The organism is Hahella sp. CCB-MM4, from assembly GCF_002260525.1.
GTDB lineage: Bacteria > Pseudomonadota > Gammaproteobacteria > Pseudomonadales > Oleiphilaceae > Hahella.
Map to the genome: position 1 here is coordinate 126,144 of NZ_MRYI01000002.1, position 24,708 is coordinate 150,851.

General features: G+C 50.7%; 22 protein-coding genes. 14 read left to right on the forward strand and 8 right to left on the reverse strand.

The genetic code is table 11. From position 1 onward, the window contains the following. Positions 1 to 85 precede the first annotated feature (85 nt). Complete coding sequence (locus BTA51_RS04130; protein ID WP_141215535.1) at positions 86 to 1,159, forward strand: glycosyltransferase family 1 protein; 1,074 nt, start codon at positions 86 to 88, stop codon at positions 1,157 to 1,159. 115 nt (positions 1,160 to 1,274) lie between these two features. Here BTA51_RS04130 and maiA read toward each other — a convergent pair whose 3' ends face one another. The 4 genes from maiA to BTA51_RS04150 are packed head-to-tail and all read right to left on the reverse strand — an operon-like array spanning position 1,275 to position 5,256. Beyond that, a complete protein-coding gene (gene maiA, locus BTA51_RS04135) occupies positions 1,275 to 1,892 on the reverse strand; it encodes a maleylacetoacetate isomerase (RefSeq protein WP_094706160.1) in 618 nt (205 codons plus the stop codon). Next, entirely contained in the window at positions 1,876 to 2,922 is a 1,047-nt protein-coding gene (locus BTA51_RS04140) for a fumarylacetoacetate hydrolase family protein (protein ID WP_094706161.1), read from the reverse strand. Before BTA51_RS04140 ends, maiA begins: the two co-directional genes overlap by 17 nt. A gap of 28 nt (positions 2,923 to 2,950) precedes the next feature. Beyond that, on the reverse strand, positions 2,951 to 4,027 hold the full coding sequence (hppD, locus tag BTA51_RS04145; RefSeq protein ID WP_094706162.1) for a 4-hydroxyphenylpyruvate dioxygenase: 1,077 nt from the start codon (positions 4,025 to 4,027) through the stop codon (positions 2,951 to 2,953). Positions 4,028 to 4,053: 26 nt separating this feature from the next. Beyond that, on the reverse strand, positions 4,054 to 5,256 hold the full coding sequence (locus tag BTA51_RS04150; RefSeq protein WP_094706163.1) for a homogentisate 1,2-dioxygenase: 1,203 nt from the start codon (positions 5,254 to 5,256) through the stop codon (positions 4,054 to 4,056). A 138-nt stretch (positions 5,257 to 5,394) separates the two neighbouring features. Between BTA51_RS04150 and BTA51_RS04155 the strand changes: the two genes are divergently transcribed. The 3 genes from BTA51_RS04155 (at position 5,395) to BTA51_RS04165 (ending at position 7,489) form a co-directional block, all read left to right on the forward strand. Then, complete coding sequence (locus BTA51_RS04155) at positions 5,395 to 6,291, forward strand: LysR family transcriptional regulator (protein WP_094706164.1); 897 nt, start codon at positions 5,395 to 5,397, stop codon at positions 6,289 to 6,291. Between the two features lie 183 nt (positions 6,292 to 6,474). Beyond that, positions 6,475 to 6,756 (forward strand): 4a-hydroxytetrahydrobiopterin dehydratase, encoded by a 282-nt coding sequence (locus BTA51_RS04160; protein WP_094706165.1) that lies wholly within the window; start codon positions 6,475 to 6,477, stop codon positions 6,754 to 6,756. A gap of 34 nt (positions 6,757 to 6,790) precedes the next feature. Then, positions 6,791 to 7,489: an SDR family NAD(P)-dependent oxidoreductase gene (locus BTA51_RS04165; RefSeq protein ID WP_094706166.1), complete on the forward strand. Its 699-nt coding sequence runs from the start codon at positions 6,791 to 6,793 to the stop codon at positions 7,487 to 7,489. Here the strand turns inward: BTA51_RS04165 and BTA51_RS04170 are convergent. Further along, on the reverse strand, positions 7,464 to 8,222 hold the full coding sequence (locus BTA51_RS04170; protein WP_246840915.1) for a sterol desaturase family protein: 759 nt from the start codon (positions 8,220 to 8,222) through the stop codon (positions 7,464 to 7,466). The two genes, BTA51_RS04165 and BTA51_RS04170, sit on opposite strands and share 26 nt — an antisense overlap. Positions 8,223 to 8,461: 239 nt before the next feature. Between BTA51_RS04170 and BTA51_RS04175 the strand changes: the two genes are divergently transcribed. The 10 genes from BTA51_RS04175 (at position 8,462) to BTA51_RS04220 (ending at position 21,081) form a co-directional block, all read left to right on the forward strand. Further along, entirely contained in the window at positions 8,462 to 9,439 is a 978-nt protein-coding gene (locus BTA51_RS04175) for a hypothetical protein (RefSeq protein ID WP_094706168.1), read from the forward strand. Positions 9,440 to 9,703: 264 nt separating this feature from the next. Further along, a complete protein-coding gene (locus BTA51_RS04180) occupies positions 9,704 to 10,963 on the forward strand; it encodes an ABC transporter substrate-binding protein (protein ID WP_094706169.1) in 1,260 nt (419 codons plus the stop codon). Between the two features lie 119 nt (positions 10,964 to 11,082). Beyond that, positions 11,083 to 12,015, forward strand: a complete 933-nt coding sequence (locus BTA51_RS04185; RefSeq protein ID WP_094706710.1) for a carbohydrate ABC transporter permease — start codon at positions 11,083 to 11,085, stop codon at positions 12,013 to 12,015. Then, entirely contained in the window at positions 12,015 to 12,881 is an 867-nt protein-coding gene (locus BTA51_RS04190; protein ID WP_094706170.1) for a carbohydrate ABC transporter permease, read from the forward strand. Before BTA51_RS04185 ends, BTA51_RS04190 begins: the two co-directional genes overlap by 1 nt. Before the next feature lie 53 nt (positions 12,882 to 12,934). After that, positions 12,935 to 14,548 carry an alpha-glucosidase gene (locus BTA51_RS04195; protein ID WP_094706171.1) on the forward strand — a complete coding sequence of 538 codons (1,614 nt, stop codon included), beginning with the start codon at positions 12,935 to 12,937 and terminating at the stop codon, positions 14,546 to 14,548. A 121-nt stretch (positions 14,549 to 14,669) separates the two neighbouring features. Continuing rightward, positions 14,670 to 15,809: an ABC transporter ATP-binding protein gene (locus BTA51_RS04200; RefSeq protein ID WP_094706172.1), complete on the forward strand. Its 1,140-nt coding sequence runs from the start codon at positions 14,670 to 14,672 to the stop codon at positions 15,807 to 15,809. Between the two features lie 61 nt (positions 15,810 to 15,870). After that, entirely contained in the window at positions 15,871 to 16,920 is a 1,050-nt protein-coding gene (locus BTA51_RS04205) for a LacI family DNA-binding transcriptional regulator (protein ID WP_094706173.1), read from the forward strand. Positions 16,921 to 17,038: 118 nt separating this feature from the next. After that, positions 17,039 to 17,728, forward strand: a complete 690-nt coding sequence (locus BTA51_RS04210) for a crotonase/enoyl-CoA hydratase family protein (RefSeq protein ID WP_094706174.1) — start codon at positions 17,039 to 17,041, stop codon at positions 17,726 to 17,728. 244 nt (positions 17,729 to 17,972) lie between these two features. Continuing rightward, the gene (locus BTA51_RS04215; protein WP_094706175.1) at positions 17,973 to 19,595 is read left to right on the forward strand and encodes a methyl-accepting chemotaxis protein; all 1,623 of its coding nucleotides are present in this window, start codon (positions 17,973 to 17,975) and stop codon (positions 19,593 to 19,595) included. Between the two features lie 676 nt (positions 19,596 to 20,271). Beyond that, a complete protein-coding gene (locus tag BTA51_RS04220; protein ID WP_094706176.1) occupies positions 20,272 to 21,081 on the forward strand; it encodes an ABC transporter substrate-binding protein in 810 nt (269 codons plus the stop codon). An 11-nt stretch (positions 21,082 to 21,092) separates the two neighbouring features. Here the strand turns inward: BTA51_RS04220 and BTA51_RS04225 are convergent, their stop codons facing one another. The 3 genes from BTA51_RS04225 to egtB all read right to left on the reverse strand — a co-directional run bounded on the left by BTA51_RS04225 (position 21,093) and on the right by egtB (position 24,359). Then, positions 21,093 to 22,049, reverse strand: a complete 957-nt coding sequence (locus tag BTA51_RS04225; protein ID WP_168188054.1) for a peptidoglycan DD-metalloendopeptidase family protein — start codon at positions 22,047 to 22,049, stop codon at positions 21,093 to 21,095. Positions 22,050 to 22,138: 89 nt separating this feature from the next. Continuing rightward, a complete protein-coding gene (gene egtD, locus BTA51_RS04230) occupies positions 22,139 to 23,095 on the reverse strand; it encodes an L-histidine N(alpha)-methyltransferase (protein ID WP_094706178.1) in 957 nt (318 codons plus the stop codon). Next, complete coding sequence (gene egtB, locus BTA51_RS04235) at positions 23,088 to 24,359, reverse strand: ergothioneine biosynthesis protein EgtB (RefSeq protein WP_094706179.1); 1,272 nt, start codon at positions 24,357 to 24,359, stop codon at positions 23,088 to 23,090. The genes egtD and egtB overlap by 8 nt, the downstream gene beginning before the upstream one ends. Positions 24,360 to 24,708 lie beyond the last annotated feature (349 nt).

Genomic DNA, 24,708 nt, shown 5'->3' on the forward strand with positions numbered 1-24,708 from the left:
CAGGGTTCAATATTGCATAATCAAAAAGGCTGGTCCGGGTATCTGCCACGACAAACCGCCCTGGTTAGAGGTTGAACCACCATCGATGAAAAGGCATATATACTGCGCGGTATCGTCTCACGGATTTGGTCACATCGCCCAAGTTGCCCCCGTGATCAATTCACTGGCTAGACGTTTCCCGGACGTCAAGTTCAGCCTTCAAAGCGCCTCTCCGAACGAGGTACTGAAGATGTGGATCGAGCCGGATTTCACCCACGTCGAACAAGCTGCCGACTTGGGGTTGCTGATGCATGATGCTGTCACCGTAGACGCAGTGAAGACCTATCAGGCCTACCGGAATCAGTTGGATAACTGGGAGACCGTGGTTGGCGAAACGATTGAGACACTAAGACTTGCACAGCCGGATCTCATCCTGACGAATAACAGCTACCTTCTATCCGACGCAGCTCATGCCCTTGGCATACCCTGCCTACATTTCTGCTCCTTAAACTGGGCCGCTTTATTCCAGCATTACTGCCACCAACTGGATCATGAGGACGAAATCTCCCGGCATCTAATCACCTGCTATAACAAGGCCAGGAACTTTCTGCGAGTTACCCCGGGGCTACCCATGGCGGAACTGAATAATGTCAAAGCAGTTGGCCCTATCGGAAGAACCGGGCACAGGCTCCCTCTTTCTCAACTCACCGGCCGCTCACCGGGAACAAAATTTGTTCTGGTTTCCATGGGAGGCATTCCATATGACATCCCCTACACAGATTGGCCTGCACAGGAGGGAGTATGCTGGTTGATAACCACACCGGAACCTCCGGAGCATCCGGGATTTATCTCCTTAGAGCAATTGGGGCTGGAGTTTATTGACGTAGTAGCAAGCTGTGACGCCATCATCACCAAACCTGGTTACGGTACATTCGTGGAAGCGGCACTACATGCCAAACCAGTACTCTATCTCAGTCGCAAGGATTGGCCGGAGGAACCTTACCTGGTGTCATTTCTTGAAAGTTACGGCCTCTGCCGGGAAATTTCCCCGGAACAATTAGCCCGTGGTAATTTCCTGACAGATGTCCTGGAACTTGTGGAATGTCGAATATCAAAAGAAGCACCAGAGATGACCGGCGTGGATGACATTCTGGCGGAAACAACCCCACATCTTTCGTAGGGGCGCACCTGTGTGTGCGCCCTGCCTTCAAATACAGAGCTGTCAGGAAAGACCGGGAATTGGGCAGACACGCAGGTCTGCCCCAACCTATATGGATTTAGATAACCCCAATGGATTATCTTTCTGGGGATGCCTCTACGAACGGCGATAGCGTCAGGCAGTGATCATAGACGGCTTTGATGTGTGGAAAAGCCTCCATGGGGACTTCAAACCGATAGGCATTGTATACCTGGGGAATCAGGCACACATCCGCATAGGTTAATTTGTCTCCCATACAGTAGGGTCCGCTGGACAACTGACGTTCCAGAGCAGAAAAGCCCTGGGTTATCCAATGATGGTACCACTGTGTTTTCTGGTCTTCCGATAGCCCCATCGTCCCGGTGAGATATTTCAGCACCCGGAGATTGTTCAGGGGATGAATATCGGCTGCGACCTGATACATCAAACTACGGGTCTTTGCCTTCAATACCGGATCCTGCGGCAGCATTGCCGGTTGTGGACAGGTTTCCTCGAGCCACTCCAGAATCGCCAGCGACTGGGTCAGATACTCTCCTTCCGCAATCTCTAAGGCAGGCACCAGCCCTTGAGGCTGGCGCTGCAAGTGAGTTTCCTGACTTTGCTCCCCCAGCCGCAGATCCACCGGAACCAGATCATAGGACAGACCTTTGATATTCAGCGCGATACGAACTCTATAGGCAGCAGAGGAGCGCCAGTAATCAAACAATATCATCATGACTGATCGCTTTTCCGGTATATTCCACCACTGTCTGTTCAATGGCACCGAAGATGGACTGACCATCCGCATCCAGCATTTCGATTTTCACCTGATCACCAAAGTGCATAAACGTGGTTTTCGGAGAGCCTGTGTTAATCGTTTCGATCATACGAACTTCGGCAATACAGGAGTACCCAACACCACCGTCAGCAATAGCCGATCCATGTTCCGTATTCTGTTTATTCGATACCGTACCCGAGCCGATGATAGCCCCGGCGGATAACGGGCGGGTCATGGCCGCGTGTGCAACCAGACGGGCAAAACTGAAGGTCATATCCTGGCCGGCATTAGCGCGCCCGAAAGGCTGCCGGTTATAATCCACGTTTAGTGGCAGGTGAACCTTACTACCTTCCCAGGCGGCTCCCAATTCATCCGGGGTTATCGCCACAGGGGAGAAACTACTGGAAGGTTTGGACTGGAAGAAGCCGAAGCCCTTCGCCAGTTCTCCCGGAATCAAGCCACGCAAGGACACATCATTCACCAGCATCAGCAACTGAATATGCTCGGGCGCCTGCTCCTCGGAAACCCCCATGGGAACATCATCCGTCACGACGGCAATTTCCGCTTCAAAATCAATGCCCCATTCCTCCGAACCCAACGGTATGTCGTCACAGGGTCCGATAAAGCTGTCTGAACCTCCCTGGTACATCAGCGGATCGGTCCAGAAACTCGGGGGCATTTCACTGTTGCGGGCTTTCCGAACCAACTCAACATGATTGACGTAGGCGCTTCCGTCCGCCCACTGGTATGCACGCGGCAACGGAGAAGCACAGTCTTCTGGACGGAATTCGAAAACTCCGGCCAATTCAGATGAGTGCAGGTTAAGCTTTTTATATACCGATTGCAGTTTCGGCTCTGTCTCAGACCACCTGTCCAAAGCATCTTGCAGAGTTCTTGCAATATGCGGGACTTCCACCGCTTGACTTAAATCGCGGGAAACGATGATCAATCGACCATCGCGCCCCTGTTTGAGACTGGCAAGCTTCATAGTGGACCTCCAATGTACGTGTCAGACATCAGATCACTCCACGGGCTTGCTGATCCCGTTCGATAGACTCGAATAATGCCTGGAAATTCCCTTCACCAAACCCGTGATGCTCTTTACGCTGGATAAGCTCTATAAATATAGGCCCGAACAGGTTCTTGGTAAAAATCTGCAGCAGGTAACCTTTCTCGTCGCCATCAACCAGAACCTGATGCTCCTGAATGCGGGCATGGTCCTCAGTGACACCGGGAACTCTGTCAAACACCTGATCGTAGTAGTCATCATTGATATCCAGGGTTTGAATACTGGTCCCTTTCATGGCGTCCAGTGAACCCAACAGATCCCTGGAAGCGAAAGCCAGGTGCTGCACACCTGGGCCGTTATATTCGTCCAGGTACTCATCGATCTGGTTATTCTTATTATCTTTCCCTTCGTTGATCGGAATACAGAAACTGCCGTCCGGGGACTTCAATGCGTAGGAAATCAGTGCGGTCTTCTTACCACGGATATCGAAATAACGAACTTCAGTGAAACCAAAAACGTTCTTATAAAAGTTGGCCCATTTTTCCATGGTGCCCTTATAAACGTTATTGGTCAGGTGGTCGACATTCAAGAAGCCTTTTTCAGGCACAACGGCAGGCTCAGCCAGGTCTTCAAAGTCTTCTTCGTAGATTGAGCCTTTGTCCCCAAAGTGATCGATGAAGTAAATCAGGCTGTCGCCGATTCCATAGATCGCAGGATAAGGTAAATCCTTATCTGCATCTTCAGCAGGTTTAGCTCCACGCTCAACTGCCTGCTCATAGGCATAATGAGCATCATCTACACGCCATCCCATGGAACAAATCGCTGGGCCGTGACGCTCTGCAAACCCACGGGAGAAACCTTTACGCTCGTTGTTCATCAGGAAGTGAATATCGTTCTGATTGAAATACACGATATCCTTGCCCTTAAACTTCTTCAGTTTGGACAGTCCGAAATCCAGGAATACTTTTTCCATGAAGTCGCTGTCAGGGGTGGCAAATTCGGTAAATTCAATACCACGAAGACCCAGCGGGTTATTCTCTGCGTCTCCGGCATGCTGTCGATCCGGTGTAAATTTAGTGTTCATGATTTCTCCTCCGCTTCGGGTCTTTCTTATTTTTTGGATTCAGGTTCGATCCATGACTGGTGATAATCTCCAGCCATGGTGTTTTTGACATGTTCGGTGAGTTGCAGCGGTGCAAAGGTGTCCACCATCACCGCATACTCATAGGTTTCCTGCTTGCCGATTGAGGCTTCGGTTTTCCCCGGCTGGGGTCCATGGGGAACACCTCCCTGGTGCAAGGTGATATAACCGGCCTCGATGCCGGTCCGGCTCATAAAGTCGCCGTCGACGTAATACAGCACCTCATCGCTATCCACATTGGAGTGGTAGTAAGGCGCAGGTATGGCATCAGGATGGAAGTCGTATAAACGGGGTACAAAGTTACAAAGAACAAATCCGCGTCCACCAAATACCTGGTGAATGCTGGGCGGTAGGTGGATTTTCCCGACAATCGGCTGAAAGTCCTGGATATTGAATGCCCATGGGTACAGGTAGCCGTCCCAGCCAACAAGGTCAAAGGGATGCCATTGCAGCTGGTGTGCCTGGTAGTGATCCCGATACTTACTGATCACCTGGAAATCACCCTGCTCTACGATCGCATCCTGCAGTTCGGGAGTCCGGATATCACGCTCACAATAGGGCGCGGTTTCCGACAGCTGGCCGTACTCATTGCGATAGTGCTTGGGAATTTCCACCATGGAAAAGGCTTCCACCACAAACAGCCGCACATTGTCATAGTTATTGAAGTTCAGTTGATAAATCGTACCTCTGGGAATCACCAGATAATCCCATTTGCGAACTTCCAGACGGCCGTATTCGGACAGCAGTTCCCCTTCACCTTCGTGCACAAAAATTATTTCATCCGCATAGGCATTACGGTAGAACTGATCCGTGGGTTCGGTGACCCGAGCGGTATGGATAGAAAGGTCCTGGTTATAGAACAGACGGTTACGCGCGTTGTAAAAGTTTCCTGAACGGTCGGCTTTTCGACTGTCAAGTTTGTAATTCTGTACTAGACTGTCTTGCCAAAGAGCACCATGCTCGATTTCAACCCTCTCCACAGAGGGACTTTTGGTCGGCATGTTGTGGTGATACTTGGTACTGTATACATTGGCAAAGCCATGGGTGGAAACCAGTTCCTCCCGATACAATTCTTCTTCCTGCCCAGCCTGGACGCCAGGGTGCCTGGTATCTTTGTAGAAAGTCACATGGTGCTTGGCAGGCAAATCACCTTGTTTGACGTAAAAGGGCATGAGTGAGGCCTCGTCTGAAAGCTAGTCGATACCACTATTGTCCGCCGTTCTTTAACTAAAAAAAGAATAATATTTGCATCATCACAATCTAAAATTTAGATATAAATATTCGTACAATGGAGACATACAGGTAAGCCGATGAAAGTGGATATGGAAGCCCTAAGGGTCTTGGACACCATCATTCAGGAAGGAAGTTTTGCCAAAGCCGCTAACCGGCTGCACAAAGCCCAGTCAGCCGTGAGCTATCAGATCCGGAAACTGGAAGAACAACTGAATATTGATATATTTGACCGCAGCCAGTACCGCGCGACCCTTACCCCAAAAGGACAAGCTCTATGGACCGAGGCTCGCCGCATGCTGCAGCTGGCCGGGCGCATCGAAAGTCTTGCCGAGCGCTACACGGAAGGCTGGGAGCCCCGACTGGAACTGGTCATAGACGGCGCTTTGCCGATGGTCCCCATCATGGGCGCTCTGAAAGCATTGGCAGACCGGGATATTCCCACCAGAATTCAAGTCAAAGTTGAAGCACTGGGCGGCGTACAGATGCGTTTTGAAAAAGACAATGCTGACATTATGCTGGCCAAAGATTTTGACCCTCACCCTTCTTTGACCGCCGTCCCGTTAACTCCGGTCAGCCTGGTGTTGGTTGCTGCCAGCAGTCACCCTCTTGCCACTGAAAAAAACATTGAGTTGGACCAGTTGCACGATCATGTCGAACTCACCATCAACGACACCAGCGAGCAATCTGTCCAGAGGCCTGATTCCCTGCAGTTTGGGGGAGACCGAGTATTCTATATGCACAGTTTTTCAGCGAAGAAAACGGCGATAGAAATGGGACTTGGATTTGGCTGGATGCCGGTATTCCAGGTCAGAAAGGAGCTGGCCGAGGGCAGCCTGGTCGAACTGAACTACCGACCCGGCTCGCGGGTATCCTTCACCCCCATGCTGGTCTATCGTAATGAACCCCCGTTGGGGAAAGCTGGAGGTATTATTGCTGAACTGGTCGGAAAGGCCTTTCAGCAATTTGAAGGATAAACAGACATTGACATCCCCTCATACATTACTGATTAAATAGTCAGACAGACCTGATTAAATAGTCAGACAGAGTTGATCAAATCGTCAGACAATTGTCTGTAAACCTGATCGACCACAAACGGCATTCGTGTGGACTTCCCATGCGGATGCCCGCCGCATAACAACAACGAGCAGGAGGGTGATATGACTAATCTTACGGAAATACCCGCACCTCTCGCAGCTTCAGGATGGCAGCTGTCAGAGGACCGTAAATCAATACACAAAACCTTTAAATTCGCCGATTTCCGCGATGCTATGAGCTTTATGGTACGCGTATCCTATGAGGCCGAAGCCGCCAATCATCATCCGGAATGGTTTAATGTCTACAATCGGGTGGAAACCACATTGACCACCCATGACACCGGCGGCCTTACGCAGAACGACATCAAGCTTGCCGAAGCCATGGACCGCATCCACCAGCATTAAAATTTAGCCGATACTGAATAGCAAAGGACACACTATGAATTTTTCTGGAAAGGTTGTACTGGTGACTGGTGCAACAGGGGGATTGGGGCCTGCAGTAGTTCGCCATTTCGAAGAGCAGTCAGCTCGGGTGATCGCGTTTGGCCGCTCAAAAGAATCGTTGGATAAACAGTTTCCCGGTGACTCTGTTTCCAAAAAAGCCTGTGACCTGTTGAATGCAGAGGAAGTAAAGCAGTCCGTTACGGAGGTTCTGGCAGAAAACGGCCGGATTGATGTACTCGTCTGTGTCGCCGGTGGCTTTGACATGGGCTGCACGGTATATGAAACGCCCATGGAGCAATGGGAACGCCTGAATGACCTGAACGTTAAAACCGTTTTGAATACGTGCAAAGAAGTTATTCCCGGTATGCTTCAGCAGAAGTCCGGAAAGGTCATAACCGTTGGCGCTAATGCCGCCCACCATGGGATGGCACAAATGGGAGCATACTGCGCCAGTAAGTCCGCGCTGATGAGATTTACTGAAGCACTGGCCATGGAGGTTCGCACTAAAGGCATCAATGTGAATGCCGTCCTGCCCACGATTATTGACACTCCTGACAACCGACATGCCATGCCGGATGCGGATTACGACCGTTGGGTCGCACCGGGCGATCTGGCCGCGGTCATTGGCTTTTTGGCATCCGACGCGGCCAAGGCCGTACACGGAGCGCTTATTCCGGTGACCGGTCTGAGCTGATCTGACGAAAAGGCTGGGTCAGCATATGGCCCAGCCCCAATTCCTCCCGCTTGTCGGATAACCCGATCACGCCAATTTGCATTTCAAGATGTCCAAGTTCGGGTTGAGGCAGGTAGGTTCCGAATAACCTATCCCACCACGGCAGGTTAAAACCGAAGTTGCTGTCTGTTTCCTGACGTATTCGCGAATGGTGCACCCGATGATAATCGGGCGTCACCAGCATCCAGCGCAATTTTGCATCGACTCGCTCTGGCAGTCGGACATTGGAATGATTGAACAGGGAGGTTGCATTCAGCACTATCTCAAACAGTAAAACCGACATGGGAGGCGCTCCGATCAGCCAAACCACCAGCATTTTGATGGCCATCGACAATATGATTTCAATTGGGTGGAAGCGGATCCCGGTCGATACATCAATTTCAGGATCTGCATGGTGCATTCGATGCAATTTCCACAACATCGGTACCCGGTGAAACAACCGGTGCTGCAGATAGATAGCAAAGTCCAACGTTAGAAATGCCAGTATGACCGAGGCCCAATCCGACAGGGCCAGCTTATTGAGCAATCCCCAGCCGGCTTTTTCCGCCTGTAGGGAAGCCCCCATCGCTGCCAATGGAAACAGTAGTCGCAATGCCACCGAGTTCAGTACCACAATCGCCAGGTTAGAAGGCCAGCGAACCCGCCTCGGGTATTGGCGTTGACGCCTTGGAAGCCCCCATTCAATGACTCCCATGAGCAAAAACACCAATAGAAAGGAACTTCCCCTGAGCAAGACCTCGTGTGTTACCAGAAATTCTGACATATCAATAACGCTCAACGTCTCTCACAAGCATTAAATCTATCCTCATCGGAAAAATCCTTTGTTATTTTTCAGTCATTCAATTACTCAATGTTGGACCTGCCAGACTTGAAAAAATTCCAGTTGATTCAAATCAGTAGAATACCGAACAGGATGTCGTCTAATATAGAATAATGACTCAAGATCAAACACCTACTCTCACCCAGGAACTAAGCCTCCTGGAACGTAAGCGCCGCGCATTGATACGGGTGGTAAATATATCCGGCTCACTGGAGCGGTTGCGTCTGGGCTACGAAGCAATGCTGCATCTTGGCCAGAGTGACACGCCTCTGCCCATTAGCGCAATGCAGCTTTTTGACCACCTCGGACGCAAGATACGCAACTTGTCAGATGCCGAAGTCAAAGTCCGCTTGGCAGGATTAGACAAAAAGCTGCTCCGAGCACAAAGTGAAATCAGCGATGCGATACCTCAACTTGCAAATCCCCAAAGCAGCGATGAGGTTTTGGAAAACTTTAGTCAGCAAATACGTGACTTTCAGCGCATAGCACACACGAATATCGCCCTTCGCGTTCTCATTGGGCGCCGCCACATTGAATTACCTCCACTCAAGCTCAACATTCCCGTAGAAAAAATCAAAGCCAATATCACGACAGTTTCGAGCAAGGAGCGCAATTGTCGAACCCGTGTACGGGACCAGATTCAATCTATGCGGGTGGAAATACAGCGCATCATTCATGGAAGCCTATGCTCTGAGACACAAAAGCAGATTTTGGCTGCCATGGATGAAGCTTTGAAGGAAAACATTGAGCATATCCAGGCAGGCAAAAGCATTAACGAGCTACCGACACCTGTGGAAGATTTCCAGCTCAACACGGTTGCCAATCAGACCAGTGAGTCAACTCCCCTGCCTCACCCGATTGTGGAAGAATCCGGCAACACCCCGGCAATGGGGCAACCGCAGAGCCCTCCACAATCCAAGGATCATAAAGCCACAGCGCCTCTCACCCATTCACAGGCTCGCCCCAAGGGACTGGTCAAGCGATTCAAGATCTGGCTTTCAACACCCTGGAATGTGGGCTGGAGAGACATTGATATGGATCAGGACAAAAACAGCCCACCAGCTCCACAGGACAAACGTTCAAAGACTTAACTCTCGGCCTTCATCCCGGTCCCTGGGCTCCAGTCTTTGATCTCCCTGCCATGGACGCTGCCGTGTCAAAGGAACTTGCCCTTCTCACGACCATCCCTCTTACCAGGACTACGACTTTAGTCTAATTTTGATAAGAAAGAATTAAGATTTCCGGCTGATTGAAAACTGAACCGCCTTTGATATGATCTACTTTCTTAATCGTTAAAGATAAGTAAAAGTCAGACTTTATGGTCTGTTGATAAAATAAAAACAAGGTAGATCACTATGAAGCTTAATCAATTAAGTCGATTCGCCGTTCTCGCTTCCTCCCTGCTGCTCGGCACCTCTATACAAGCAGCCACCGTCACCATTTCCTGTGGTGCTGTGGGAACGGAGCTGGATGTCTGCCGGGACGGCGTAGAAGCCTGGTCGAAGAAAACCGGTCATGAGGTAAAGTTGGTATCCACTCCCAATTCCTCTACTGAAAGACTCTCCCTCTATCAACAAATTCTCTCTGCCCAATCCACCGATATCGATGTCATGCAGATTGACGTGGTATGGCCCGGAATGCTGGAAAAGCATTTATTGGACCTAAAAAGCCACACCAATGGCGCAGAGAAAGACCACTTTCCGTCGTTGGTCCAAAACAACACCGTCAACGGTCGTCTGGTCGCTATGCCTTGGTTTACCGATGCGGGCGTACTGTACTACCGCAAGGACCTGCTGAAAAAATACGGCTATGAAGCCCCTACTACCTGGGAACAACTGACCGACATTGCCAACGACGTCCAGGCCAAGGAGCGCCAGGCCGGTAATGAACAGATGTGGGGTTATGTGTGGCAGGGCCGGGCCTACGAAGGGCTTACCTGCGATGCGCTGGAATGGATCTACAGCTATGACGGCGGCACCATTATCGACCCGAATGGCAAGGTGACGATCAACAATCCTCAGGCCGCCAAAGCACTGGATACCGCCAAAGGCTGGATCGGCACGATTTCCCCTGCCGGCGTGTTGAACTACACCGAAGAAGAGGCGCGCGGCGTATTCCAGTCCGGAAATTCCGTGTTCATGCGCAACTGGCCTTACGCCTGGGCACTGTCTCAAGCTGACGATAGCCCGATCAAAGATAAAGTTGGAGTGGTCGCTCTGCCCAAAGGTGGTGAAAAAGGTCAACACGCAGGCACTCTGGGTGGCTGGCAGCTGGCGGTTTCACGCTACAGCAAAAATCCGGATATTGCCGCAGACCTGGTAGCCTACCTGACCGGCTACGAGGAACAGAAGCGCCGGGCCATTGTTGGTTCCTACAACCCGACTATTATGGCACTGTACAAAGATCAAGAAGTACTCGAAGCAACACCGTTCTTCGGCAGTCTTTATGACACCTTTGCCAATGGCGTGGCACGTCCATCAACCCCCACCGGCGACAAATACGGTCGGGTCAGCAACGCCTTCTTCAACTCCGTTCATGGTGTACTTTCCGGCAACGGCAATAGCCAATCTGCCCTAAAATCACTGGAGAAACAGCTTAAAAGGCTGGTTCGCTAATCCGCCACCGGGGCGCTCAATGCAGCGCCCCTAATGTGATTTTTCGGAAACTTTATGAACACACAAGCAACAGAACGGTGAAAGGTATGGCTGACTCCACTTCCCAATCCATCGCCTCCATGCCCTCGCTGACAGAATCGCGCAGGGGCAATTTAAGTAAAAGCCGAGTCCGGGCTGCCTGGACATTTATTACCCCCATGTTGATTTTGCTGGCGTTGGTTGCCGGTTGGCCGCTGTTGAGAACGATCTGGTTTGGGTTTACCAATGCCAGCTTCTCAGATCTCACCAGCATGCAGTGGATCGGCTTCGATAATTATCTGGCTTATGAAGACGGCGAATGGTACGGACTTCTGGCAGATAGCGAATGGTGGGGCGCCGTTTGGAATACCCTATATTTCACCGTCATTACCGTATCTGCAGAACTGGTTCTGGGCACGATTATCGCCCTGACCCTGAACGCAAATTTCGTGGGTCGCGGGATCGTCCGGGCTGCAATTCTTGTCCCTTGGGCCATCCCGACAATTGTCTCTGCCAAGATGTGGAGTTGGATGCTGCACGATCAGTTCGGCATCATCAACCATCTGTTGCTTTCTATCGGATTTATTGACACCCCATTGGCCTGGACTGCAGACCCCGATTTGTCGATGTGGGCAGTCATAATGGTCGACATCTGGAAGACCACCCCATTTATGGCGCTTCTGATTCTGGCCTCATTACAGATGTTGCCGTCAGACTGTTATGAGGCAGCCAAGGTGGATGGCATTCATCCGGTGAAAGTCTTTTTCAAAGTGACTCTGCCGTTGATCACCCCTGCCGTCATGGTCGCAGTTATCTTCCGTGCACTGGACGCCCTGCGGGTTTTCGATCTGATTTATGTGCTTACCTCCAACAGTTCGGAAACCATGTCCATGTCAGTGTATGCACGCCAGCAACTGGTTGAATTCCAGGATGTGGGCTACGGTTCTGCCGCATCAACACTGCTGTTCCTGATCATTGCACTGATCACAATCGCCTATCTATATATCGGCCGTAAACATCTGGGAGGTGAATGATGCAGGTTCTGACTCCACAACAGTTACGTCTGAAACGACTGAAATATATTGCAGGCCGAATTGCCTTCTATGCATTGGTCATTGCGATCGTACTGTTTTCGGTATTTCCGTTTTACTACGCCATTGTCACTTCCATGCAGAGCAGCAGTGAATTGTTTGAGGTGAGCTACTGGATAGACCATTTCAACTGGGAAAACTATCAGGCGGTAATGAGCCAGTCGTCATTCGTCAGCAGCATTGGCAACTCGGTACTCATATCCACCATGGTGGTAGCCATATCCATCCTGTTTGGCCTGACTGCGGCTTATGCCCTTGGCCGGGTGGAGTTCAAGGGACGTGGCCCGATCCTGGCCATTGTCCTGGGAGTCTCCATGTTTCCCCAGGTGGCTGTTCTATCCGGATTGTTTGAAGTTATCCGGGCGCTGAATATCTATAACAACCCGTTAGGTCTGGTGTTCTCCTACACGATATTCACGCTGCCTTTCACCGTCTGGGTATTAACGACTTTCATGCGTCAGTTACCCAAAGAACTGGAAGAAGCCGCGATCGTGGATGGCGCAACTCCATGGGTGACCATTTTTAAAGTATTCATGCCACTGCTGTGGCCAGCCATGGCGACGACCGGCCTATTGGCATTTATTGCCGCCTGGAACGAATTTCTGTTTGCCCTGACATTTACCCTGACCGACGACCAGCGCACGGTTCCTGTTGCGATTGCCCTGATCAGTGGCGGCTCCGCCTATGAGCTTCCCTGGGGCATCATCATGGCGGCTTCAGTCATTGTGACAGTTCCGCTGGTTGTACTGGTGCTGATATTCCAGCGCAGGATTGTATCCGGCCTCACCGCCGGCGCCGTAAAGGGCTAAAACATAAGAAACGTTTAAACGATGCAACAGCACTTTTTATTCTGGAGAGTTACATGACACAAAACCCCGAGTGGTGGAAAGGCGGCCTGATCTATCAGATCTATCCCCGCAGCTATATGGACAGCAATGGTGATGGTATTGGCGATCTGCCAGGTATCACCTCCAAGCTGGAACATATCGCCTCGCTGGGAGTAGACGCGATCTGGCTGTCGCCATTTTTCACCTCACCGATGAAAGACTTTGGTTATGACGTGGCTGATTACTGCAACGTTGACCCCATGTTCGGCACCTTGGATGATTTCAAAACCATGCTGAACCGGGCCCATGAATTGGGGCTGAAAGTCATCATTGACCAGGTGATCAGCCACAGCTCTGATCAACACCCCTGGTTCCAGGAAAGCCGAATGGACAGAACCAATCCGAAAGCAGACTGGTACGTTTGGGCAGACCCCGCGCCGGATGGTTCGCTCCCCAATAACTGGGTTTCTATTTTCGGTGGACCGGCCTGGCAATGGGACGGCCGCAGACGCCAGTATTACCTGCATAATTTTCTGACAGAACAGCCGGACCTGAACTTCCATAATCCGGAAGTCCGCAAAGCTTCACTTGACGCGCTTCGCTTCTGGCTGGACCTCGGCGTTGATGGTTTCCGTCTTGACGTGGTGAACTTCTACTACCACAGCAAGGGCCTGGAAAATAACCCCCAGGCGGCTCCTCTGGATACCCACAACCCGGGTGTAAATTCCGAGAACCCTTATACCTATCAAACCCACCAATACGATATCAGCCAGCCGGAAAATCTGGAGTTTCTGCAAGACCTTCGGGCATTGCTTGATGAATATCCGGGAACCACCACGGTCGGCGAAATCGGTGATGCGGACCCTGTAGCACGCATGCGGGAATATACTTCTCAGAACCGCTTGCACATGGCCTACAGCTTTGACCTGCTACACACAGAACACTCAACAGACCACATTCGTAATGTCATTGGCAACATGGAAGCCGGTATTGAAGATGGCTGGCCATGTTGGGCTCTCAGCAATCATGATGTTCCCAGAGTTGCCACCCGCTGGGGAGGCAACGAGAATCCGCAGAAATTCCCGCTGGCAGCCATGGCGCTACTGTTATCCATGCGCGGAAGCGTTTGTATTTACCAGGGCGAAGAGCTTGGTCTGCCGGAAGCCGAAGTGCCTTATGAGCGGCTGCAGGACCCCTACGGACTCAATTTCTGGCCTGAATTCAAGGGCCGTGACGGGTGCCGTACTCCCATGGTCTGGACCAGCGAATCCCAAGGGGGATTTTCTACCGTGGAGCCCTGGTTACCGGTAAATGACGTTCATCTGGCCTATGCGGTATCTGAGCAGGACAAATCAGCAGATTCGATTCTCAGCCGGATGCGCAAACTGATTCAATGGCGGCAGCAGCAGCCGGCCTTGGTCAAGGGAGACCTGGAGTTGCTACAAGACACCGGGGATACCGTTGCCTACATCAGAACCCATGACCAGCAAAGCATGGTCGTCGCAGTCAACCTGACCGGAAAAACACAGGAAATTGAACTGAGCACCGCGATAAAACAGGTTTTCGAAGAACCTGGCTTTGAATCGCAACTTCAGGGGAATCGCCTGATATTACCACCCTATCAGGTATTCTTCGGCGAGTTGGCTTGAAATGCGAGTTGGCTTGATATGACAGAAAGGCCGTCAAGCAACAGAGGCATTGACGGCCGTCATTTAAGGCGTTGACAACTAAGATGAACAACCGACAAAAATAAATACAGGAGATTCACTCATGGCGAGCGTTACTCTGGAAAAAGTGAAAAAATCCTTTGGGCAGGTGGATATTATCAAGTCTGTCGACCTGGCAATTGCGGACGGCGAATTTGTCGTATTTGTCGGACCTTCCGGGTGCGGTAAGTCTACGCTGCTGCGATTGATTGCCGGACTGGAGGACGCCACTGATGGTGACATCCTGATTGATAACCACGTTGTTAACGCCCTTACTCCCAAAGAAAGGGGCATTGGGATGGTTTTCCAGTCTTATGCCCTTTACCCTCACATGACGGTCTATGAAAACATCGCTTTTGGCCTGGAACTTAACAGGGAAAGCAAGGATACCATTGAGGAGCGGGTGATGAGCACTGCCCGAATTCTGCAACTGGAAAAACTGCTTAAACGCAAACCCAAGCAGTTATCCGGAGGCCAGCGCCAGCGGGTGGCAATGGGTCGAGCAATGGCCAGAGAGCCGAGCATTCTGCTGTTTGATGAACCCCTGTCGAATCTGGACGCGGCTTTAAGAGTTCAGATGCGGGCGGAGATCAAAAAACTCCACGAACGGCTCGCATCCACCATGATCTACGTTACCCACGACCAAGTCGAAGCCATGACTCTGGCGGACAAGATTGTGGTTCTCAATGGAGGGCGGGTTGAACAGGTGGGCACACCTTTTGAACTCTACGAGACTCCTGCGACAACTTTTGTTGCCACCTTTATCGGGTCTCCCAAGATGAATCTGCTTCCAGCTAAAGTCGTTGCCACAGGCAGTGGCCAGACAACGATTGTTCTTCCTCATGCGGGTGAGCTGACCGTCAGCGTCGACAGCAGCAAATTGCAGAACGGTGATCAGGTTCAGCTGGGGATTCGCCCCGAGCACCTCAATTTTATTGCGGCCGGCAAAGGTCCAGACAATTCAACAGAAGTACAGGGTCTGCCTGTTCGTAACATAGAATATCTGGGTAACGAATCCTTTGTTTATGCCGGAGATGATTCCATGGAGGAGCCATTTCTGGCCCGTTTGCCGGTTCCAAGCCGCTTTATTGAGGGAGAACGCGTCCTGTTGGATATTGATCCGGCACATGTGCATGTATTCGATTCCGAAGGTATGGCACTGGTCCGTACCGAGGTCGAAAAATCAATGGCAGCCCAAAGCTGATCAGGCGCCAGCATTCCCTACGGATGAGATTTAACCTGCAGAAAAACAACAAGGCCAAGCATTGAACAGCAGAAATCGAAATGTCCTGACATTAAAAGACGTGGCAGCCCGGTTGGAAGTGTCCACCGCCACCATTTCCAACGCATTCAGCCGCCCCGACCAACTCTCAGTCGAGCTGCGGGAAAGGATTCTCAAAGCTTGTCGGGAAATGGGCTACCACGGGCCCAATGCAGCCGCCAGAAGTCTGCGAACCGGGCGCACTGGAACCGTCGGAGTCGTATTGGCAGATCGTTTGAGCTACAGCGTGACTGATCCGGTAGCCAATCAGTTCCTGGAAGGTATTGCCGAGGTACTCGACAAGCAGCACCACAGCATGCTGCTACTGTCTCACGACCATCTACTGCCGAACCAGAATACTCCGCGTATCGGTTTTTTTGGCGATGGTCTCATCATCTACGGCCTGCAATACCAATCAGACCGGCAGCTACGCCTTCCCACACGCAATGTTGTTACCGTGGACTGTAAATTTGAAGGCATTACCTCGGTACTGGTAGACAACTTCAGCGGCGCTAAAGCATCTGCTATTCACGCATTCAGACATGCCCCCAAACGGGTCGCTATTCTGGGTCTGCGAATGCTGAACAATCATCAAGTGACCCGGCTGAGGGATAACGATGATTTTTCAGAAGTCACTCCCGTGTCCAAGGAACGTTTACGGGGCTACCAGGAAGCCGCCAATGAATGTGACATTACATTGGACAGCCACGACATCTGGCACATTCCGGAAAATGTTCATCACTATGCCTACCAGGCTGCACGGGAAGCCCTGTCAATCAGCCCCCGCCCGGAGTTGCTGCTATGCATGAGTGACCGTATTGCGATTGCAGCAGTACAGGCCGCTCAGCGCATGGGCTTACGGGTTCCAGAGGATATTAAAATTGTGGGGTTTGACGGCATTCCGGCCGCGACAACCATGCACCCGTCCTTAACCACCGTACACCAGCACAGCGTGGAGAAAGGCCGCAAAGCAGCCGAAATATTTCTCGGAATGCGCCCACAACAGGACATTGTCCTGACCAGTGAGCTGATTATCGGGGAAAGTTGTCCCTGATCGACTAATGACGAAGTGGCTCTGGATTCGGAATAATTGACAGCGACGACCATAATGTTGTCCCGAATTATTCTGCTATCATGCGACTCTCTTATTATAAAGATCAGGAACATCATCCATGTTTCAACTATTGCACTTTCATTTAGAAGGCCAGGTTGCCACCATCACGCTGAATAACGGCAAGGTCAATGCGATTTCCCATGAGCTGATTGCAGAATTTCACCAGGCCCTTGATCAGGCGGAACAGGCCAAGGCCGTTGTTGTCATGACTGGACAGGCGGGAATATTCTCAGGCGGCTATGACCTCAAAGTCATGCAGTCGGGTAACGATGCTGCGATGGCCCTGGTAACAGAGGGTTCCCAGCTGTCCCGCCGGTTACTGGCATTCCCCACGCCGGTGATAGCCGCCTGCAGTGGCCACGCAGTCGCCAAGGGAGCTTTTCTCCTGCTTTCGGCAGATGTTCGTATTGGCGTCGAAGGGCCGTACAAAATCGGCCTGAACGAAGTGGCGATCGGAATGACCATGCACTATGCAGGTATCGAACTAGCCAGAGGCCGTCTACCGGCCAGTTACTTCAATCGCTCGGTACTGTGCGCCGAAATGTTCGATCCGAAAACCGCTGTCACCGCAGGCTTTCTGGACATGGTCGTTCCTGAAGAACAACTTGCCGCACAAGCCCAGGGACTGGCGGCTCAACTGGCCAAGCTCGATATGACTGCCCATGGCAATACGAAATTGAAATCCCGGGCAGACTTCCTTGAATTTCTTGATGAGGCCATTGAAAAAGATCGCACAGGATCTTTGTAATCCCCCCTTCGACAGTCCACCTAGGGTGACCACCTACCCTAAGTGGACAACAAAACGATGCACACACCGCACGGCCTCCATATAAAGTCTGACAGATCACGTCTCCTAAGCGGCCAAGAGGCCCGCTCTTCTCGGTAAAGCATTCCAGGACTGCCTACTTCTTAATCTGATTGTCTGGATATTAACCAGCAATGTGCTATGAGTTATAAGACATCCCTACACAATGTCACTTTAGGAGTGCCTAATGAGTTTCATCCGTAACAGCCTCCTCTACCAACTGATTGTCGCGATTCTCATTGGCTCCATATTGACCGCAGGAGCTTCTCTGTATTTGATTCTCACCACCAGTTCTGAAATTAACCAGTTCAATGAGACGGTCCAGAAGGATATCTACCTTGAACGGAAAATCAGCAACATGGTGGTCGACTTTAAAATCCAGGTTCAGGAGTGGAAAAATGTTCTGATCAGAGGGTTTGATTCCGGACAGAGAGAAAAATACTGGGGACGCTTTGTAGAACGGGAACAAAGCATCCAGAAGAATCTGAACGAAACCCTGCCTCAAGTGAAGGATCCTGATGTCAAATCCCTGCTGGTGAAGTTCCAGAGTTCACACCAGTCCATGGGGCAGGCTTACCGCAAAGGATACAACGACTTTGTCAATGCGAACTTCGATCCCAAGGTCGGAGACAAGGCTGTTGCCGGGATTGACCGGGAACCCACCCAGACCCTGCAGGATGCGGCAGAAGTTTATGTCGAGAAGTCGAACAACAATATTGTTTCGAGCAACGCAGCCCTTAGCCAGGCGATTACTATCGCCAGTCTTTCGCTCGGCATTGCGATCATTCTGTCAGCTCTGATTACCTTATTGTTGACCAATGTTCGAATCGTCAAACCCACGAAAGATCTCATTCAGGCATCACACAAACTAGGGCAAGGCTACCTGGTAGAGGTTCCCGAATCACAACGTCAGGATGAACTGGGAGCCTTGGAGAAAGCGCTGAAAAGACTCGTTGAATTCATGGGGGATGTGTCACGTAACCTCACCCTGACATCCACCAGCCTGGGAGAAAATATTACGATCATCAGCAGAACCACTGATGACATCACTCAGTGTTCCAATGAATCCAACAGCCGGACCACCCAGGTCGCAACCGCCATGCAAGAGATGACGGCTTCTGCCCAGCAGGTGGTGGAAAACGCCAATCGCGCCGCGGACGTTGCCCATGAGACGGACTCTATCGCCAAAGATGGGATGGAGGCAATGAACAAAGCCAATGAGGCGATGCAAAACCTTGCCCGCCAGGTGGAAAACAGCGCAAAAACAGTCGAGGACCTGGCGGCAGACACCGAAAATGTGGGCACTGTACTGAATGTCATTCGTGGTATCGCAGAACAAACCAACCTGTTGGCATTAAATGCCGCCATAGAAGCCGCCCGGGCCGGGGAACAGGGGCGCGGGTTTGCGGTGGTGGCCGATGAAGTCCGCAGCCTCGCACAAAAGACCCAGCTCTCCACGGAAGAGATCGAAAAGATTATCGATAACGTACAGACCGGTGCCCGTAATACGGTCAGTGTCATGCAGACAAGCCAGCAAATTTCTGAGGAATGCAGCCAATACTTCAACCAGGCAAATGAGAAGCTTGGCGCGATCAGTCAGGCGATTACCCAAATGTCAGGTATGAATGGTGAAGTGGCTACTGCTGCAGAAGAGCAATTGTCTGTATCGGAGGAAATTGCCCGTAATCTGCAGGAGATCAGTGAGCTGATTGAAGAGGCAGCCAGGGGATCCGGCTCAGCAAGAGAAAAAGTGTTATCACTTACGCAGTTATCGAATGATGCAAAAGCACTGGCAGCGCGTTTTCAGTAAACTGCAGACGTTTTTCAAAGCCCAGATAAAAAAAGACCCTCTTGGCCTAAGCCAAGAGGGGTATTCACCGCCAATGAATTTAACTGTTTTCCAGTTCATTGTGGCTGTTTGGCCACAATTTGATTCCCACCTGGGGAATCTTCGATCCCGTCGCCTCGACTTCGTCTCTACATAGCACCCGTCTGTGACAGAACCGATGGAAGCTCGAATATCTATAACGTAGCAATCACGATGCCAAAAATATTTTTCCCTTTAAATACAAAACACTAAAACATCAAATTAACATTTGGCAGACGCGAAAATAGGAAAAAAGGCCTATAGACGACACATATTTTACTGTTCTGTAAAGAATTCCGACGTATTACCAAGTCTTCACATTGCTATTAGATGGTATAACCGTAGAAATAATCTATAAATATCATATGGTTATACCTTAAAAACGAGACTCTCTATAAATTTAACATCGTACAGGCAACTAGCCTAACCAGTAAAAAAAAATGACAGTATTGACACACCACTAGCAAAAAACACGGCGTTTACCTTCAGTTTGTGAAAATTCCAGCATAGAGCTGGATAAATGACAGGATTTTAGCTTTATTTATAAGGAGGAACTTAAAGCTGTTATAGGCCCGGATCCAGGCTGCTTAAACAACGACAACCAGCCGAGATAGCTGTAATGAAAAAGATCACGTGCACCTTCATAGCCATCCTCTGGATGCTCTTTTCCGGCGCATCAACTGCCGCCAGCTTTTGCTCTCAATTGAATGTTACCGGAAATCCCGAATACCCTCCCTTGCTTTGGCATGACCGGCGGAACCCCGACAAGCTGATAGGTGCAGCTGTTGAACTATTGGAAATGGCGGTGGCCGATGAGGGTATCAAGGTGAACTCTCTTTATGTTGGCCCCTGGTCCCGTTCTCAGGCGGAGGCAAGAGTCGGCAGAATAGACATGCTGACCGGCGCTTTTATTACTGACGAACGGCAAACCTGGATGGACTATGTTATGCCGCCGATGATGTACATGCCTAACGTCATTTTCGTCAAGAAAGGCCATGAATTTGAGCTCGAAACCTGGGCTAACCTGAAAGGTCACCTGGGGGACACCCTGATCAATAACAGTTTCGGACAGGAGTTCGACTTATACTCCAAACGGAATCTGGTCATTGAGGAAGTGAGATCGATAGAGTTTGCCTTCGAGCGTCTGATGCTCGGCAGGACAGATTACGTCATATACGAACTTTATCAGGGTATTGCGATAGCTGAAGCCATGGGGGTTGGAGAAGACATTGTGGCCCTCGACGAACCTATCAGTTCAGAGGGCTTATATTTTACGTTGTCCAAGGCAAGTAAATGCAATTCACCTGAATTCAGGTCATTCCTGGATAACAAAATCTCCGAGCTGGTTGAGAGCAACGTGCCGCAAAATCTGGTAAAGAAGTACACCAATATCTGGAAGGAACAGGCTGCGTTGCCGCGGGTCGATTAGCTCCCTAAGGCTTACCAACCGACCAGAAAATCCCCGGAGTTCAGAGGGAATGCCCCTCCTTTTTCGTCCACTACCTGGAACGGGACGGACTTCAAATGGCCATTGCTGTTCATTCTTACCGCAAAATGCAAATGCGGACCGGTAGAAAACCCGCTATTCCCTGAACGCGCCAATAGCTGCCCCCGGGACACCCGATCACCCACTTTAACCTTAACACTACCTTGCAGGATATGGGCATAGATAGCGGTCGTCCCATCATCATGCAATATATTGACGTAATTGGCTTTATCGTAGAAATAGGCATAGCTGGCGCTACCAATCACGTATTGATCCTTCACCGCCATAACAATACCGCCGCGTGCCGCATGAATATCCGACCCCAGAGGCATGGCGATATCCAACGCGTAAAGATTAGGCTGCTCATTGTGTGAGAACTGCCCGTTAAACCCCTGACTGATGCCATAGGTTTTACCCGGAGCGAAAGGGGGAGAATATTCTTGTGGCTTGGGGATGCTGTCGAGAGGCTCTCCCGGCACATAGTAAAAATCAAGATCCACCGTTTGATTCTGCGGAACTTCCAACAGGGTTTCCGTCGAATCTGCCGGTAGCGTGTGCCTCAGGTAGTCATACTGATCCGTACGAATTTCCACCAGCATTTCCACCGGCCCTGCCCAAGGGTTGGTTGCCACAATATTCTTGTGGCCATCCTGAGACACCATTTTCACCTGAGGTGCATCGATGGTGGGCTTTTCTGAGGTTAATTCCAGTTGCTGGGTTTTTCCGTCAGCTTTCGATGCAGGGGGCTTGTCTGAGAAATGCCAGCTACCGTCTGCCGACTGGTATTTATAAATGGTCTGAGCATTTAGCGGCAGTGACACGCCTGACGCCAGCACAAACACCATAAAGCCGGCCCTTGTGGGCCGGTCATTCCATCTTGCAAATAGAAAACGGCAAAATTCCTTAATCACTAAAGGTATCCCAGACAACCAACACCAGATCATCCGGGCATCATAGCGGGACGGACGGCTTTACTGCAAACCGCACTGAACAGGAAAAATCAATCCATTCTCTTCAACAAATGAATGCTGAACATCCCACGATCTGCAAGCCATACCTGACGGGGCTCCCATCCCCCCAGGCAAGCCAGCATCTGGAAGTTCTCGACGGTGTATTTATGCGAATTCTCAGTATGGATGGTTTCTCCCTTCGCCAGAGAAAACGTATCTCCATTTATTCTGATATTTTGATTGCACCGGCTGCGAAGATGCATTTCGATCCTGCTGTGTTCCTCGTTGAATCGGGCTTCATGCTCAAATTGGTCAATATCAATTTTTGCTCCCAATTCCTGTTCCAGACGTCGCAACAGATTCAAGTTGAAGTCACGGGTCACCCCCTGACCATCATCATATGCTGCCAGCAAAATGTCCTGATCTTTCAGTGTATCCACCCCGACCAGAAAGTAGCTTTTGGGTCCGAGACTCTCAGCCGCATTTCGCAGAAAGCGAATCGCTTCCCAGCGATCAAGATTGCCGATGGTGGAACCCGGGAAAAATCCCAGGCTGCCCCCTTCAGTATCCTCCAGTCGGATCGGAAAATTAAAATCTCCTACGACAGGTTCAACTTCCAGGCCCTGATAGCGCTGCATCAATCGATCTGCGTGATATAGAAGGAAACTTTCGGATACATCAATCGGTAGATAACGGCGAACACCACGGTGCCGATCCAAGAGATATTGAACTTTTTCGCAGTTGCCACTGCCAAACTCAACAATGCGGGAAATTTGCGGGAGGGAACCGGCAATATCGCGGGCAACCCGATCCAGCATGCTTAACTCCGCACGGGTCAGATAATATTCTTCCAGCTCACAAATCTGCTCGAATAACTCTGACCCCCGGTGATCATAAAAGTATTTACTCGGTAACCGCTTGGGGGAATCTGACAATCCCTCTACCACATCCTGATAAAACGCCTGCTCCGGTGTGAAGCTCTCTTCTGACAGCATTATTTCATTCATATCTTGCCAACCTTACCCCTGTCGCCTGCCAGCGTTGGTGGGGATAGAAAAAGTTTCGATAGCTCGCCCGCAACAACTGTTCAGGAGACGTAAACGCACCTCCTTTCAATACAAACTGGCCACACATGAATTTCCCGTTGTATTCGCCCAAAGCACCTTGCAACGGCTCGAAGCCTGGAAAGGCCAGATAGGGGCTCTGAGTCCATTCCCATACATTGCCGTATAGATGCTGCAGGGCGGTATCGGAACCAGGCAGGGGCTTTCCGGGAAACCAAAGCCCCTGCTCCATACATCGTCCTTCGATTGGATAATTACGGGCAGCGACTTCCCATTCAAATTCCGTTGGAAGCCGGGCTCCGGCCCAACGTGCATAGGCATCGGCCTCAAAGTAGCTGACATGGCATACGCTCTCATCCGGATCCAGGGGTAACAGTCCGTGAGGAGTGTAGCGGAACCATTCGTCATCTTTGTTCTGCCAGTAGAGCGGGGCTTGCCACCCTTCCCTGTTGACACAAGCCCAACCGTCGGAAAGCCACCACTGGGGATCGCGGTAGCCGCCATCAGTCATGAATTCCAGCCACTCCCCATTAGTTACAGGCCTTGAGGCAAGGCAATAGGGCCGCAGGTATTGCTGATGTATGGGCGTTTCACAATCATAAGCAAAGTCGCCGATACGACGTTCTGCTGACAATCCCACAGGGACCAGCCCCCCCGCCTGGGCTACCCAGCTATGGGGCGCGGCTTCGGACGTAACAGGCGGCTGATGCAACAGCGTTTTCCAAATCGGATGAAAATGGTGGAAACTGAAGGCGTGAAGCTGGTCCGTAATGAGTAATTCCTGATGCTGCATTTCATGATGCAGGCCCAACTCCAGGCGCTGCCAGCATTCGTTGGGCAATTCTTTGCTTTGCAGCAGTGACAACATGGCCTCATCCACATGCAGCCGGAACTTCATCACCTGCTCCAATGATGGACGGCTTAACATTCCACGATGGGGGCGCGGGTGTCTCTGGCCGAGAGATTCATAGTAGGAATTGAATAAGTAGTGAAACTGGTCGTTAAATCGCTGATAACCCGGCTGATAGGCATCCAGCACAAGCGCTTCAAAAAACCAGGTAGTGTGTCCAAGGTGCCATTTGGCAGGGCTGGCATCTTCCATGGATTGCAACAGCATGTCTTCAGCTGTCAGACCATCGGTGAGACCAATAGTTGTTGAGCGAACTTGCTGATATAGGGATAAAAGGTGCTCTTGTGCAGTCACCATCACTCAAAATCCTATGTGTGGGTTATCCTTATTGGTACTGCATGGGAAGAATCCGCTGACACATCCTGTTCAGTAGATCTTGGTAACCATAGCAGACTCTAAAGGTTTTTGCTTGCTGTTGTTCACATCACCGATATGCTGGCAAATCTGTATGACAGAAATACGACCCGGAAAGTTCCCGAAGTTTCACTTTTCTCCTAACCGGCATAGCTCTATTTACTCGCATGGCTTTACTTATCCGCATGGCTTTACTTACCGACATAGTTCTACTTACCGACATAGTTCTACTTACCGGCATAGCGACATATACTAAAACTCCCCGAGGTCTCTTCAGCCAGAGTGAAAATAC

Coding starts and splice junctions, on each gene's coding strand:
- BTA51_RS04160 (WP_094706165.1), top strand. CDS start 6,475: ATGACTAATCTTACGGAAATACCCGCACCTCTCGCAGCTTCAGGATGG.
- BTA51_RS04215 (WP_094706175.1), top strand. CDS start 17,973: ATGAGTTTCATCCGTAACAGCCTCCTCTACCAACTGATTGTCGCGATT.
- egtD (WP_094706178.1), bottom strand. CDS start 23,095: ATGAATGAAATAATGCTGTCAGAAGAGAGCTTCACACCGGAGCAGGCG.
- BTA51_RS04190 (WP_094706170.1), top strand. CDS start 12,015: ATGCAGGTTCTGACTCCACAACAGTTACGTCTGAAACGACTGAAATAT.
- BTA51_RS04165 (WP_094706166.1), top strand. CDS start 6,791: ATGAATTTTTCTGGAAAGGTTGTACTGGTGACTGGTGCAACAGGGGGA.
- BTA51_RS04185 (WP_094706710.1), top strand. CDS start 11,083: ATGCCCTCGCTGACAGAATCGCGCAGGGGCAATTTAAGTAAAAGCCGA.
- maiA (WP_094706160.1), bottom strand. CDS start 1,892: ATGATGATATTGTTTGATTACTGGCGCTCCTCTGCTGCCTATAGAGTT.
- BTA51_RS04210 (WP_094706174.1), top strand. CDS start 17,039: ATGTTTCAACTATTGCACTTTCATTTAGAAGGCCAGGTTGCCACCATC.
- BTA51_RS04170 (WP_246840915.1), bottom strand. CDS start 8,222: ATGGGAGTCATTGAATGGGGGCTTCCAAGGCGTCAACGCCAATACCCG.
- hppD (WP_094706162.1), bottom strand. CDS start 4,027: ATGAACACTAAATTTACACCGGATCGACAGCATGCCGGAGACGCAGAG.
- BTA51_RS04130 (WP_141215535.1), top strand. CDS start 86: ATGAAAAGGCATATATACTGCGCGGTATCGTCTCACGGATTTGGTCAC.
- BTA51_RS04155 (WP_094706164.1), top strand. CDS start 5,395: ATGAAAGTGGATATGGAAGCCCTAAGGGTCTTGGACACCATCATTCAG.
- BTA51_RS04200 (WP_094706172.1), top strand. CDS start 14,670: ATGGCGAGCGTTACTCTGGAAAAAGTGAAAAAATCCTTTGGGCAGGTG.
- BTA51_RS04140 (WP_094706161.1), bottom strand. CDS start 2,922: ATGAAGCTTGCCAGTCTCAAACAGGGGCGCGATGGTCGATTGATCATC.
- egtB (WP_094706179.1), bottom strand. CDS start 24,359: ATGGTGACTGCACAAGAGCACCTTTTATCCCTATATCAGCAAGTTCGC.
- BTA51_RS04150 (WP_094706163.1), bottom strand. CDS start 5,256: ATGCCCTTTTACGTCAAACAAGGTGATTTGCCTGCCAAGCACCATGTG.
- BTA51_RS04195 (WP_094706171.1), top strand. CDS start 12,935: ATGACACAAAACCCCGAGTGGTGGAAAGGCGGCCTGATCTATCAGATC.
- BTA51_RS04220 (WP_094706176.1), top strand. CDS start 20,272: ATGAAAAAGATCACGTGCACCTTCATAGCCATCCTCTGGATGCTCTTT.
- BTA51_RS04175 (WP_094706168.1), top strand. CDS start 8,462: ATGACTCAAGATCAAACACCTACTCTCACCCAGGAACTAAGCCTCCTG.
- BTA51_RS04180 (WP_094706169.1), top strand. CDS start 9,704: ATGAAGCTTAATCAATTAAGTCGATTCGCCGTTCTCGCTTCCTCCCTG.